The organism is Acinetobacter sp. NIPH 298 (assembly GCF_000369505.1).
GTDB lineage: Bacteria > Pseudomonadota > Gammaproteobacteria > Pseudomonadales > Moraxellaceae > Acinetobacter.
The window spans coordinates 50,310-64,856 of sequence record NZ_KB850054.1 but is presented as its reverse complement, the minus strand read 5'-3'; the positions used below and the strand labels follow the sequence as shown (position 1 = coordinate 64,856).

The following is a 14,547-nucleotide window of genomic DNA, read 5'->3' as shown; positions in this document are numbered from 1 at the left end:
ATTGATGTTTTATGAATCGAATTGATGCTTTATATACAACTGCTTGGGTGTTGTATAGTCAAGCCTCACGAGCAATTAGTATTGGTCAGCTTCATACGTCACCGTACTTCCACATCCAACCTATCAACGTCCTAGTCTCGAACGGCTCTTTAGAGGACATAAAGTCCTAGGGAAATCTTATCTTGAGGTAGGCTTCCCGCTTAGATGCTTTCAGCGGTTATCCCTTCCGAACATAGCTACCCGGCGATGCCACTGGCGTGACAACCGGTACACCAGAGGTTCGTCCACTCTGGTCCTCTCGTACTAGGAGCAGATCCTCTCAAATTTCCAGCGCCCACGGTAGATAGGGACCGAACTGTCTCACGACGTTCTAAACCCAGCTCGCGTACCTCTTTAAATGGCGAACAGCCATACCCTTGGGACCTGCTTCAGCCCCAGGATGAGATGAGCCGACATCGAGGTGCCAAACACCGCCGTCGATATGAACTCTTGGGCGGTATCAGCCTGTTATCCCCAGAGTACCTTTTATCCGTTGAGCGATGGCCCTTCCATACAGAACCACCGGATCACTAAGACCTACTTTCGTACCTGCTCGACTTGTGGGTCTCGCAGTTAAGCGCGCTTTTGCCTTTATACTCTACGCGTGATTTCCGACCACGCTGAGCGCACCTTCGTACTCCTCCGTTACTCTTTAGGAGGAGACCGCCCCAGTCAAACTACCCACCAGACATGGTCCTCGCCCCGGATTACGGGGCAGAGTTAGAACCTCAACATTACCAGGGTGGTATTTCAAGGATGGCTCCATTAGAACTAGCGTTCTAACTTCAAAGCCTCCCACCTATCCTACACAAGTAAGGTCAAAGTTCAATGTCAAGCTGCAGTAAAGGTTCACGGGGTCTTTCCGTCTAGCCGCGGGTACACCGCATCTTCACGGCGAATTCGATTTCACTGAGCCTCTGCTGGAGACAGCGCCGCCATCATTATGCCATTCGTGCAGGTCGGAACTTACCCGACAAGGAATTTCGCTACCTTAGGACCGTTATAGTTACGGCCGCCGTTTACTGGGGCTTCGATCAAGAGCTTCGCTTACGCTAACCCCATCAATTAACCTTCCAGCACCGGGCAGGCATCACACCCTATACGTCCACTTTCGTGTTTGCAGAGTGCTATGTTTTTAATAAACAGTTGCAGCGGCCTGGTTTCTGTGGCTGCCAATAGCTCAGACCGCAAGGATCATCACCGTCAGCAGCGTACCTTCTCCCGAAGTTACGGTACCATTTTGCCTAGTTCCTTCAGCAGAGTTCTCTCAAGCGCTTTGGTCTACTCGACCTGACCACCTGTGTCGGTTTAGGGTACGATTCCTGTGTAACTGAAGCTTAGAGACTTTTCCTGGAAGCATGGTATCAGCCACTTCACTGTACAAGTACAGCTTGCTATCGACTCTCAGCATAGAGCACCCCGGATTTGCCTAAGATGCATGCCTACTGTCTTCCACCTGGACAACCAACGCCAGGCTGACTTAACCTTCTCCGTCCTCTCATCGCATTACACAGAAGTATTGGAATATTAACCAATTTCCCATCGACTACGCCTCTCGGCCTCGCCTTAGGGGTCGACTCACCCAGCCCCGATTAACGTTGGACTGGAACCCTTGGTCTTTCAGCGAACGGGTTTTTCACCCGTTTTGTCGTTACTCACGTCAGCATTCGCACTTCTGATACCTCCAGCATACTTCTCAATACACCTTCATCGGCTTACAGAACGCTCCCCTACCACGTAACTTAAAAGTTACATCCGCAGCTTCGGCACATAGTTTTAGCCCCGTTACATCTTCCGCGCAGGCCGACTCGACTAGTGAGCTATTACGCTTTCTTTAAAGGGTGGCTGCTTCTAAGCCAACCTCCTAGCTGTCTATGCCTTCCCACATCGTTTCCCACTTAACTATGATTTTGGGGCCTTAGCTGGCGGTCTGGATTGTTTTCCTCTTGACTACGGACGTTAGCACCCGCAGTCTGTCTCCCGGATAGTACTCATTGGTATTCGGAGTTTGCATCGGTTTGGTAAGTCGGGATGACCCCCTAGCCGAAACAGTGCTCTACCCCCAATGGTATTCGTCCGAGGCGCTACCTAAATAGCTTTCGGGGAGAACCAGCTATCACCAGGCTTGATTAGCCTTTCACCCCTATCCACAAGTCATCCCCTGGCTTTTCAACGACAGTGGGTTCGGTCCTCCAGTTAGTGTTACCCAACCTTCAACCTGCTCATGGATAGATCGCCTGGTTTCGGGTCTACACCCAGCAACTAAACGCCCTATTAAGACTCGATTTCTCTACGGCTCCCCTATTCGGTTAACCTTGCTACTGAATGTAAGTCGCTGACCCATTATACAAAAGGTACGCAGTCACCAAACAAGTTGGCTCCCACTGCTTGTATGCATGCGGTTTCAGGATCTATTTCACTCCCCTCACAGGGGTTCTTTTCGCCTTTCCCTCACGGTACTGGTTCACTATCGGTCAGTCAGGAGTATTTAGCCTTGGAGGATGGTCCCCCCATATTCAGACAAGGTTTCACGTGCCTCGCCCTACTCGTCATCATTGTATGTGCCCTTTCGTGTACGGGAATATCACCCTCTACGTTCGCACTTCCCAGAGCGTTCCACTAGAACACATACAACTTAATGGGCTGATCCCCGTTCGCTCGCCGCTACTAAGGGAATCTCAATTGATTTCTTTTCCTAAGGGTACTGAGATGTTTCACTTCCCCTCGTTCGCCTTGCATACCTATGTATTCAGTATGCAATACCTACCTTGTGGTAAGTGGGTTCCCCCATTCAGAAATCTCCGGATCAAAGGATATTTGCCGCCTCCCCGGAGCTTATCGCAGGCTATTACGTCTTTCATCGCCTCTGACTGCCAAGGCATCCACCACATGCACTTAATTACTTGACTATACAACCCCAAACAGTCGACGTTACCTACAAGTAGTAACTTCAACATTTCAGTTTGACGCACTGTGCACTTAAGCACCGTACAGCTTCAATCTAATTCATATACCAAAACGCTTGATTCAGTTAATCGCTAGTTCTCGCATTAATCTTTCATCTAACTGCAACACTTTCGTATTACCGTTAAAATCATATTAATCGAGTTTTGAACAATTTATTTCAGACTCAATTCTACTAATCTGTTAATGAATTAATGTAACCTCGTCAGCTACATTAAACTGTGATAAATCACAGAACTTAATAAACCAAGATCATTCGATCTTCTTATTCACTAAATTCTGTAATCTTTAGCCCGTACTCCGTAAAGTACGTGGTGGAGACTAGGAGAGTCGAACTCCTGACCTCCTGCGTGCAAAGCAGGCGCTCTACCAACTAAGCTAAGTCCCCAGCTTATCATTGTGAATTCTATATCCTTAAATCTTTCAGCTTTAGCGATCAGATTTGGTGGGTCTGACAAGACTTGAACTTGTGACCCCACGCTTATCAAGCGTGTGCTCTAACCAACTGAGCTACAGACCCTCAGATATATCTTCAAGAAGAACAACTTGTTGTGGATTCTTACCGGCCATCAATCTTTCGTTAAGGAGGTGATCCAGCCGCAGGTTCCCCTACGGCTACCTTGTTACGACTTCACCCCAGTCATCGGCCACACCGTGGTAACCGCCCTCTTTGCAGTTAGGCTAGCTACTTCTGGTGCAACAAACTCCCATGGTGTGACGGGCGGTGTGTACAAGGCCCGGGAACGTATTCACCGCGGCATTCTGATCCGCGATTACTAGCGATTCCGACTTCATGGAGTCGAGTTGCAGACTCCAATCCGGACTACGATCGGCTTTTTGAGATTAGCATCCTATCGCTAGGTAGCAACCCTTTGTACCGACCATTGTAGCACGTGTGTAGCCCTGGCCGTAAGGGCCATGATGACTTGACGTCGTCCCCGCCTTCCTCCAGTTTGTCACTGGCAGTATCCTTAAAGTTCCCGGCATTACCCGCTGGCAAATAAGGAAAAGGGTTGCGCTCGTTGCGGGACTTAACCCAACATCTCACGACACGAGCTGACGACAGCCATGCAGCACCTGTATGTAGATTCCCGAAGGCACCAATCCATCTCTGGAAAGTTTCTACTATGTCAAGGCCAGGTAAGGTTCTTCGCGTTGCATCGAATTAAACCACATGCTCCACCGCTTGTGCGGGCCCCCGTCAATTCATTTGAGTTTTAGTCTTGCGACCGTACTCCCCAGGCGGTCTACTTATCGCGTTAGCTGCGCCACTAAAGTCTCAAAGACCCCAACGGCTAGTAGACATCGTTTACGGCATGGACTACCAGGGTATCTAATCCTGTTTGCTCCCCATGCTTTCGTACCTCAGTGTCAGTATTAGGCCAGATGGCTGCCTTCGCCATCGGTATTCCTCCAGATCTCTACGCATTTCACCGCTACACCTGGAATTCTACCATCCTCTCCCATACTCTAGCTAACCAGTATCGAATGCAATTCCCAAGTTAAGCTCGGGGATTTCACATTTGACTTAATTAGCCACCTACGCACGCTTTACGCCCAGTAAATCCGATTAACGCTCGCACCCTCTGTATTACCGCGGCTGCTGGCACAGAGTTAGCCGGTGCTTATTCTGCGAGTAACGTCCACTATCCTAGAGTATTAATCTAGGTAGCCTCCTCCTCGCTTAAAGTGCTTTACAACCATAAGGCCTTCTTCACACACGCGGCATGGCTGGATCAGGGTTCCCCCCATTGTCCAATATTCCCCACTGCTGCCTCCCGTAGGAGTCTGGGCCGTGTCTCAGTCCCAGTGTGGCGGATCATCCTCTCAGACCCGCTACAGATCGTCGCCTTGGTAGGCCTTTACCCCACCAACTAGCTAATCCGACTTAGGCTCATCTATTAGCGCAAGGCCCGAAGGTCCCCTGCTTTCTCCCGTAGGACGTATGCGGTATTAGCATCCCTTTCGGAATGTTGTCCCCCACTAATAGGCAGATTCCTAAGCATTACTCACCCGTCCGCCGCTAGGTAATGTAGCAAGCTACATCACCCCGCTCGACTTGCATGTGTTAAGCCTGCCGCCAGCGTTCAATCTGAGCCATGATCAAACTCTTCAGTTTAAAATCAGTAGTACCTTTAAAGGGTACCAATCTTGGCTCATCAATTTTCTGACAAATATTTCTCAAATAAACTTCGAGTAATTTCTACCATCTAATCAATGAAAATAATTTCGATCGATTAACCAGTAAAAATCCACACAAGTTGTTCTTCTTCAATTCTTAATGAATTTTTCACCACCTCATCAGTGGCAAATCAACGCAATAAATACTCATAAACTTAACCAGTAAAGCTAAGTTCTGTTTGCTTCATCGCGTCGGGATGTGTGCATTATAGGAGATTTTTTTTGGTGCGCAAGTCTTTTTAAACATATGATTTATTGAGTGTTGCTTTTTTAGACCAAAGCCTGCACAACAAACCACCAAAAACATCATAAACAAATGATATTAAGGAAGAAATATTAATTTTATATTTCTTCCTTATTTTTTACTTTTTGCTCTTTATCTGAACACTTATGATTTTAACCGGTTGTTTTGGTACATTTTGATGCATTCCTTGGTTTCCTGTAGGTACATTTACGATTTTATCAATCACCTCCATACCCTTAGTCACTTTACCAAACACTGCATAGCCAGCATCTCTTTGTGAACGATTGAGGAAACTGTTATCAGCAACATTTATAAAAAATTGACTCGTTGCAGAGTTAGGGTTATTGGTTCGAGCCATCGCTAATGTGCCACGGGTATTCTTCAGACCATTATCTGCTTCATTCACAATAGGTGCTTTTGTTTTCTTCTCAACCATATTCTCATCTAAACCACCGCCCTGAACCATAAATCCAGGAATCACACGATGGAAGATCGTACCTGTATAGAAGTTGCTTTTAACATAGCTTTCAAAATTCTTCGCTGACACAGGAGCTTTATCATCAAAAAGCTCTATTTCAACATTCCCCATGCTGGTTTTCATTTCAACCATTGTATTTGCAAATAAATGACCACTGGCCAAAAGTAAACTTGTTGTAATGAACAACGTTTTCATCATTGCTTTTCTCAACTTGAAAATAGGTTTTTTGTGGACATTCATCTTAGTTTTACAAATTCATTTTTGCTATTTTTATTTGTTACGCTAAACAACACCTATGTTTCACGTGAAACATAGGTTCATCGGCAAATTAACTATGTTTATCCCAAAATTTTCTAAAGTTTCTCGCAAGCTCAATCGTATTACGTTTAGCTTTGCTTGAAATTGGGGTTAGGTTGATAAAACCATGAGTCTGATCAACATAATTGACATATTGAACTTTGACGCCGCTTTGTCTGAGTTTATGACTATAGATCTCCCCTTCATCATGGAGTAAGTCGTGCCCAGCCGTAAGTACGTATGCAGGTGCAAGCTTGCGAAGGTTGCCATAGGTAGGTGAAACAAGCGGATCATCTAAAGCAACGTTGTGCTGTGTCACATAATAGTCTGTCACATAATCCACATCCTTACTGGTCAACACTAAGCCTTGACCATACGCATAGAAAGATGGGTGTCTACTTTTAAAATCTACAGTTGGATAAATTAACAGTTGTGCTTGTGGTGCGTATGCCTTGCCCACTGTGTGCTGTGCCACAACGGTACTGATATTGCCACCAGCACTGTCGCCAGCAACCGCAATACGATTTTTATAGATCTTGAGTTGGCGACGATTCTGATAAACCCAAGCCAAAGCATCTTCACATGATTTAATCAGTAGTTGCGGTGATGCTTCTGGTGCAAGCGGATAATCAATACTCAAGACTTGTACTTTTGCGTATTTCGCGATTAAGCGGCATGCTTCATCATGTGTGTCCAAACCACCTACGACAAAACCACCGCCATGATAAAAAACAATCATCGGTAGTTTTTTGTTTGGCGCTGGGTGAAAGTGACGGGCAAAAACCGTTCCACTTTGCAAAGGTAATCGAATATCTTCAACCGATTCAATCGAAGTCGGCTTATTTAATATAGCCAACATCTGCGCATCAAATTGGCGTCTTGACTCGATCGGATCGTCACTCAAAAAACCAATACGTCCCTGTTTAATTTGGACGGCCATCAAACATTTGGTAAATGCATCCAAATCTGGGTACTGATATGCATAGCCTAAAACCTTAGCGAGAGACTCTTGTACGATTTTAGGCAGCTTATCCAGCACTCGTGCAGCAGGACCTTGTCCATTATCTAAAATTGTTTGAATTTTTTGAGGTAATGCTGTCACGTTTTTCCCCTTCTCATGTTGTCCATCATTCTTGTTCTATTCGACTATATGCCCTTATAAAGTCATAGATCAAGAATTTAAAAATAAAATCTAAGCTAAATGGCTGATCTGCAAAAGTCATTACCCATTCTGCTTATCTATATACTATTTTTAGGTCAATCAATATTTTTGCGTTGATGAGAAATAAAAAACTCAAAAAACAAAATTCCGCTTTTTGAGTTTTTATCACGTCTATATTTTTATTAACGACCAGCCGATGCTGAACCTGAGACATTAACTCCAACTTGTCCTGGTTGGACTTGTGCCTTTACGCCAGCACCTGTTTTAACACCATGAGAACCAACCCCCACATTTGTAGAACCAGTTGCCTCCACAGAAACACAACCAACCATTGGGCTTAACGCAATACACAGTAGCGAAATGAAAGTGAACTGTTTCATAAATTTTTCTCTCGATTAGATCAATACAAACAATTTGGTTTGTGAAATATCATCATTGCTGTTTTGTCTATCAATCTACAAGTCCACATGGCTTATTTTTACTGTCAGTTTGGCAAATCTTTATGCGTTTTAAATTCGCTCTAAAAGTAAAAAAACTAGAATCATTTTATTGATTCTAGTTTTTATTTACCAATTAATCTGTATCACTTAAGAGCATCATATATAGCAGTATATGTTTAGAGTGATCTGCTGGCATCAACAGACAATCTATTGCCCGACTAAGTTTAGATTATTGTACTGATGCCTCAGCATCAACCGCACCAGATACGTCAGCAGATGGGCTAGCTGACTCAACACCCATAGAAGTATCCGCTTGTATGCCTACACCAGCTTGCGCGCCAGTTGGGCTTGCGCTGGTTTGAGCAGAACCAGAAGCTTCTACACCGCCTTGAGATGTACAACCTACCGCTGTGAATGCTACACCTGTTACAACCATTGAAATCAATGCTAATTTTTTCATTGCTTACTTCCTTTCATTATGACAAAAAGCAAAGTCGCCTTTGCGTTGCCTATGATTCACAATTTTTTTCTCAGACGTGATGCGGATTGGTTGTAGTTTGTAGTGGAAGCTGCATTATTTTGCAATTTTTCTTATATCAGCCGTCTTCACAATTCACATATCTTTTCATTTAAACAGCCTTACTAAATAACTATTAATACAGCATTTTTTTATTTTTATTTTGGCTCTATATCGCAAATTGTTGTTTATATTATGTTTTTATAATTCATAGAAATACTGTACAACCGTCTTAAAAGATTACAATTGCGTAGTTTTTATTGATAATGAATTAAGCACCAATAAAAAACCGTGGTCTAAGCCACGGTTTTTATGTTTTTCGACCATAAATTTACGGCCACTGCATTTCACCTTTTACCACTTTTGCACCCAAATCCAAACTATCAGACTCACCTAAAGCTGGATATTGTTTTTGCATGGATTGTATTAACTGGGCTGAGTCTTTCGTGGCTTTCACCGCTTTCTCATATTGCTTTAAATAGTCAATCGAGAAGTTCACTGCATCTAAACCTTCAGCCGCCCCTGCTTTCATATGTGCTGGTACCACAGTTGTCGGTTTTAATGCTTTGATACTTTCTAAAGCCTGAATCACCTCAGCACGGTCTTTTGTGGTCGGAGTATCAGCCATCCATAAATGAATTCCTGATGAAACTGGAATCCCACCCACAACCGCTTTAGCACTTGGGATCCACAAATACGTCAGCTCTTTTTTACCCTTAATTTCAATGCTTTCATTTTCAAACTTTAAGGTTTTCGCTGTATAGGCTTGAGGAATGATAATTTGAGTCGGTGCATTGGCGCCCATTTTAGGTCCCCAATACTGCACTTTCAAAGCTTGTGTATCTTGAATATGTTTAACGGTTTCAGGCGTCGCAATGATTTGTACATTTGGGAAGTATTGCTTAAATACATCTAAACCAAAGTAAAAGTCTGGATCACCATAACTCACAAAAATCGTTTTTAACGTTTTACCGCTATCAAGGATGTCAGCCGCGACACGCAAAGCTTCTGATTTAGAAAATTGTGCATTGACCAATAAAACTTCTTTATCACCTTCAATTAAAGTTGACGTGACTCCAAAGTGCTCAGGTTTCGCCAGAAAATTTTGAATTTTTAATTCTTGTGCGAAGGTGTTTGATGCTGCCGCGAGTGTTGATAATGCAGTGAATGCAATTGCATAAGGTTTCATGTTCATTTTTTCATCTCCAATCTGATAGAAAACACTATAAATTGCATTTACTACTGAATAAACAGCCTAAATTAAGATAAAATGTTGCATATCTTGCAACAATCAAAAATAAATATGGATACATTAAAAGCCATTCAGGTCTTTGTTTGCATTGCACATCAAGGCAATCTCAGTAAAGCCGCAGAACATTTAGATTATTCTAAAGCGATGGTGTCTCGTTATCTGGAACACCTCGAACAAACCTTTTCAACTCGACTGTTTCAACGTAACACGCGTAAAGTATCACTGACACCTGCTGGCGAAAAAGCACTGGTGTATTGCGAAAATATTTTACAGCAGCAACAACTATTAGCCGGCTTGGCTGCTCCAGAGCAACATACAGGTACGATCCGCTTTACCTGTGGCTTATTTTTATTTCAGCTCGGGGTGAATGAATGTATTCGACAGTTTAAAAAGCGCTATCCTCATATCCAATTTGATGTGTATTTGACTGAAAATACCGTTGATTTGATCGATGCACAGGTTGATCTCGCACTCCGCATTACTCAAAAAGTCGCTGATGGACTAATTGCACGTCCCGTCTGTCAAATTGGCTCTATTTTTTGTGCTCATCCACATTATCTAAAAGATCATACGGCCCTTTCACACCCCAGCCAATTGATTCAGCATGAATGTATTGCCCACTATACTCATAATCAATATTGGACTTTGTTTGATCAAGATCAACAACCTCAGAACTACCCCTTAAATGTGACCTTTAAAAGCAATGACGTGATTGCGCTGTATCAAATGTGCCTCGCAGCGCAAGGGATCGCCATGTTGCCGACGTTCCTCGTCCGTCAAGATATCGCAGCTAACCGTCTGCAACAGGTGTTTACAGATTTTTCTGCACCCGATCTGACTTTGTCTTTAGTCTATGCATCTAGACAACATTTACCAAAAATAACCCAAGAATTTATTGCTTTCGTGATCGAAAACTTAAATTTTTACCTAGATCAGCAAAATTAAAAGATTTAAATCGACCTGAACGCTTGAATTTTGTCGGGTTGCCCATACTTCATCCATATCTATGAATGACCAATATGTGGCAGTTCGGGTTTGATCCTATGAGCATTCACGCCAAAAGGACTGTACATGTTTAAGAACTTTTTTAAACGGAGATCATCAATGGCTAATGAGCACAATGAGCAAGCTCAAGACATTCAAAATGAGCAACAACCTGAACAAACTCAAACTGAAGGTGTAGAGCAAGCAACAAACGAGCTTAGCGTTGAAGATTTACAAGCGCAAATCACCACACTTGCAGAAGGTTTAAAACTAGAAAAAGCACGTGCAGCGAATGCAACCTATGAAGCAGAAAAAGTGAAAGAACGTTTAGAGCGTGAAGCTGAAACTGCGAAAAAATTTGCTTTAGAAAAATTTGCCAAAGATTTACTCGACTCGGTCGACAACCTTGAGCGCGCGATTCAAGCTGCGGGCGATGAGCAGTCGCCTTTACTTGAAGGTGTGCAACTGACCTTGAAATCATTGCTCACCACACTCGAAAAATTTGATGTGGTGGCAGTAGATACTACCAATGGCTTCAATGCAGATCATCACCAAGCAGTCGGTCTTGACCCAAATGCCAAAGCAGGTGAAATCGGCACGGTACTACAAAAAGGTTATACCTTGTCTGGTCGTCTCTTGCGTCCAGCGATGGTCATGGTTGGTCAATAATGCACAAGAGCAACCTGTAAATTTGCTCAAAGTACAAAGAATTTGAGAGTTTTTTGATTTTTTTTCATAAAAATGCTTGAAAAAAACCGAATGACTCTCATATCGAATAACAAGCAAATCCCCTTTCGGAAGCAACGCTTTTCAGCCCCTTAATTAAGGGTGGAAATGAGGGGATTCAAAAAATTTTAGAGGAACACACCAAATGGCGAAAATTATTGGTATTGACTTAGGTACTACCAACTCATGTGTTGCTGTACTTGAAGGCGATAAAGTAAAAGTAATCGATAATGCAGAAGGCGCACGCACAACTCCATCAATCATTGCCTATAAAGATGGCGAGATCTTGGTTGGTCAAAGTGCAAAACGTCAGGCTGTAACTAACCCAAAAAATACATTATTCGCAATCAAGCGTTTAATTGGTCGTCGCTATGAAGATGCTGCGGTACAAAAAGACATCGGTCTTGTACCTTACAAAATCATCAAAGCTGACAACGGTGATGCTTGGGTTGAAGTGAATGATAAAAAATTAGCACCTCAACAAATTTCTGCTGAAATCTTGAAAAAGATGAAAAAAACTGCAGAAGATTATTTAGGTGAAACTGTAACAGAAGCGGTTATTACTGTTCCTGCTTACTTCAACGATGCACAACGTCAAGCAACTAAAGATGCGGGTCGTATTGCGGGTCTTGATGTTAAACGTATCATTAACGAACCAACTGCTGCTGCACTTGCGTTCGGTATGGACAAAAAAGAAGGCGATCGTAAAATCGCGGTTTATGACTTAGGTGGCGGTACGTTTGACGTATCAATCATCGAAATCGCAGACCTTGATGGCGACCAACAAATCGAAGTACTGTCAACCAATGGTGATACTTTCCTTGGTGGTGAAGACTTTGATAACGCATTGATCGAATACTTGGTTGAAGAATTTAAGAAAGAACAAAGTGTGAATCTGAAAAATGATCCACTTGCGTTACAACGTTTAAAAGAAGCAGCTGAGAAAGCAAAAATCGAGCTTTCTTCATCAAACGCAACTGAAATCAACCTTCCATACATCACTGCTGATGCGACTGGTCCTAAGCACTTAGTGATCAACGTTACACGTGCAAAACTTGAAGGTTTGGTTGCAGACTTAGTTGCTCGTACCATTGAACCTTGCCGTATCGCACTTAAAGATGCTGGACTTTCAACCTCTGAAATTTCAGACGTGATCTTAGTTGGTGGTCAGTCTCGTATGCCACTTGTACAACAAAAAGTACAAGAATTCTTTGGTAAAGAGCCACGTAAAGACGTGAACCCTGACGAAGCTGTGGCAATGGGTGCTGCGATTCAAGGTGCGGTATTGTCTGGTGACAAGAATGACGTACTTTTACTCGACGTAACACCATTAACCCTTGGTATCGAAACAATGGGTGGCGTGTTAACTGCAATTATTGAGAAAAACACCACGATTCCTGCGAAGAAATCACAAGTGTTCTCAACTGCTGCTGACAACCAACCTGCTGTAGACATTTCTGTGTTCCAAGGTGAACGTAAAATGGCTCAGCAAAACAAATTGTTAGGTAACTTCCAACTCGGCGACATCCCACCTGCTCCACGTGGTGTGCCGCAAATTGAAGTTTCATTCGATATCAACGCTGATGGTATCTTAAAAGTATCTGCGAAAGATAAGAGCACAGGTAAAGAGCAGTCGATCCAGATTAAAGCAAACTCAGGTTTGTCTGATGCTGAAATCGAAGCAATGATCAAAGATGCTGAAATCAATGCAGAAGAAGACCGTAAGTTTGAAGAGCTTGCGAAAGCACGTAATGAAGCAGACGCTTTAATTACTAGCTCAAACAAAGCAGTGAAAGATCTTGGTGAACAAGTGACTGCTGATGAAAAAACTGCGATTGAAACTGCGGTTTCTGAACTTGAAGCTTCAACAAAAGAAAATGATGTTGAAGATATCAAAGCAAAAACTGAAGCTTTACAAAACATCTTGATGCCAATCACACAACGTGCTTATGAACAAGCACAAGGTGCTGCGGGCGGTGCTGAAGGTTTTGATCCAAATGCATTCCAAGGTGGCGATGCGGGTCAACAACAAAAAGCGGACGATGGCGTTGTAGATGCTGAGTTCACAGAAGTAAAAGACGACAAAAAATAATTTGTCGCTCTAAAAAAAGACCGCGCGAAAGCGCGGTTTTTTTGCATTAAATTTTTTATATCAATACTTAAATTCAAATTAGTTTTAGCTACAGTGAGGCTGTGACTTTCATAAATGAATTAAATCTTATTTCTAGAAAGTAACTATTAGGTAGATTTAGATTGATCAAAATACAGTTCACCTAAGATCGGCATAAATAAAGGCACTACCCCACAATCCCTAATTTCTTCTATAAATTCAGGGATATTCACATCAGGTAATAACTGCGGTGTCTCATCAATCGGAGTCACCATACTATCCCAATGGCATGGGATAATATATTTTGGCTTGAGCAGTTGCACCACATCTCTGACGTAATTTGGTCGGTATTTACGTCCAATTGCACATAAACAAACGATATCCGCCCGCCGCCCTTGCAATTCTTGTTCGATAAAATCCGCTGAATCGATATGTACCACGCTCAGTTTGCCAGTATCAATCCACCAATTAAAGACTTGTCCATGCTTTAGCTGATGAAATTTGGGTGGGTAAGGTGGTGGTGTGGTCATGTCTCCAGGTAACGGCACACGACCAAATAATGCTTTGCCATGAATCGAAGGCAATCCAATAACTTGCCACCTTCCACAATCAATCACTTCTCGCCCTTTTGTCTCTAGCATCTGCTGTTCAGCTAGTCCTGCTGAACGTCCATACATGAGACTCGCTTTAGATCCAATTAATCGTGCGCCTGTTTGTTTACACACTTCAGGGGCATCCAAAATATGATCATAATGTGCATGTCCAATCAGCACATCATCTGCCTGTGGAATGTATTGTTTAACCAATTCTGGATCACTGAGCAAAGGTTGAGTGAGTGTATGCCATAGGCTTGGACGACTAATAAATGGGTCCAAAACCAAAGTACGATATTGATCTGATAGGATAAAACCTGCTGTACCTAAATATTTAATTTTTAAATTTTCGTTTTTCGCTTCGGCTGGAGAGCAAGCTATCCATGTCGGATCAGGTGTTTTGAGTAAATATTTCAGCATTTAGATTCCCTTTCATTTTACTTATCCGTTTTTACTTAGAACAGCTTAAATATGGCAGCTGTACTCATACATAACAAGTGCAATGTTAGCGCTCAAGGAGCGGTATCACAGATCACCAACTTGATACACACAAACTTTAT

Annotated in this window: 8 protein-coding genes, 2 tRNA genes, 2 rRNA genes and 1 pseudogene; 3 read left to right on the top strand and 10 right to left on the bottom strand. The window is 42.9% G+C overall.

What is annotated here, in order from left to right; all coding sequences use genetic code 11:
- Positions 1-54 precede the first annotated feature (54 nt).
- From F903_RS02695 to F903_RS02655, 9 genes are all read right to left on the bottom strand, one after another.
- A 23S ribosomal RNA gene (locus F903_RS02695) occupies positions 55-2,948 on the bottom strand.
- Positions 2,949-3,315: 367 nt separating this feature from the next.
- A tRNA-Ala gene (locus F903_RS02690) sits at positions 3,316-3,391 on the bottom strand.
- A gap of 55 nt (positions 3,392-3,446) precedes the next feature.
- Positions 3,447-3,523, bottom strand: a tRNA-Ile gene (locus F903_RS02685).
- A gap of 61 nt (positions 3,524-3,584) precedes the next feature.
- A 16S ribosomal RNA gene (locus F903_RS02680) occupies positions 3,585-5,122 on the bottom strand.
- The 16S and 23S rRNA genes sit together here with 2 tRNA genes alongside, the layout of an rRNA operon.
- A gap of 424 nt (positions 5,123-5,546) precedes the next feature.
- Positions 5,547-6,104, bottom strand: coding sequence for a peptidylprolyl isomerase (locus F903_RS02675; protein WP_004672167.1), 558 nt, complete (start codon positions 6,102-6,104; stop codon positions 5,547-5,549).
- Between the two features lie 130 nt (positions 6,105-6,234).
- Entirely contained in the window at positions 6,235-7,305 is a 1,071-nt protein-coding gene (locus F903_RS02670; RefSeq protein ID WP_004672170.1) for an alpha/beta hydrolase, read from the bottom strand.
- 242 nt (positions 7,306-7,547) lie between these two features.
- The gene (locus F903_RS02665) at positions 7,548-7,745 is read right to left on the bottom strand and encodes a hypothetical protein (protein ID WP_005194417.1); all 198 of its coding nucleotides are present in this window, start codon (positions 7,743-7,745) and stop codon (positions 7,548-7,550) included.
- A gap of 289 nt (positions 7,746-8,034) precedes the next feature.
- Positions 8,035-8,265 (bottom strand): hypothetical protein, encoded by a 231-nt coding sequence (locus F903_RS02660; RefSeq protein ID WP_005194415.1) that lies wholly within the window; start codon positions 8,263-8,265, stop codon positions 8,035-8,037.
- 388 nt (positions 8,266-8,653) lie between these two features.
- Positions 8,654-9,517 carry an MBL fold metallo-hydrolase gene (locus F903_RS02655; RefSeq protein ID WP_005194414.1) on the bottom strand — a complete coding sequence of 288 codons (864 nt, stop codon included), beginning with the start codon at positions 9,515-9,517 and terminating at the stop codon, positions 8,654-8,656.
- A 108-nt stretch (positions 9,518-9,625) separates the two neighbouring features.
- Between F903_RS02655 and F903_RS02650 the strand changes: the two are divergent.
- From F903_RS02650 to dnaK, 3 genes and pseudogenes are all read left to right on the top strand, one after another.
- A pseudogene (locus F903_RS02650) lies at positions 9,626-10,584 on the top strand (LysR family transcriptional regulator).
- Between the two features lie 94 nt (positions 10,585-10,678).
- The gene (gene grpE / locus F903_RS02645; RefSeq protein WP_004672181.1) at positions 10,679-11,227 is read left to right on the top strand and encodes a nucleotide exchange factor GrpE; all 549 of its coding nucleotides are present in this window, start codon (positions 10,679-10,681) and stop codon (positions 11,225-11,227) included.
- A 202-nt stretch (positions 11,228-11,429) separates the two neighbouring features.
- Positions 11,430-13,376 carry a molecular chaperone DnaK gene (dnaK, locus tag F903_RS02640; protein WP_005194411.1) on the top strand — a complete coding sequence of 649 codons (1,947 nt, stop codon included), beginning with the start codon at positions 11,430-11,432 and terminating at the stop codon, positions 13,374-13,376.
- 146 nt (positions 13,377-13,522) lie between these two features.
- Here dnaK and F903_RS02635 read toward each other — a convergent pair whose 3' ends face one another.
- The gene (locus F903_RS02635) at positions 13,523-14,407 is read right to left on the bottom strand and encodes an MBL fold metallo-hydrolase (RefSeq protein ID WP_005194409.1); all 885 of its coding nucleotides are present in this window, start codon (positions 14,405-14,407) and stop codon (positions 13,523-13,525) included.
- Positions 14,408-14,547: the final 140 nt, after the last annotated feature.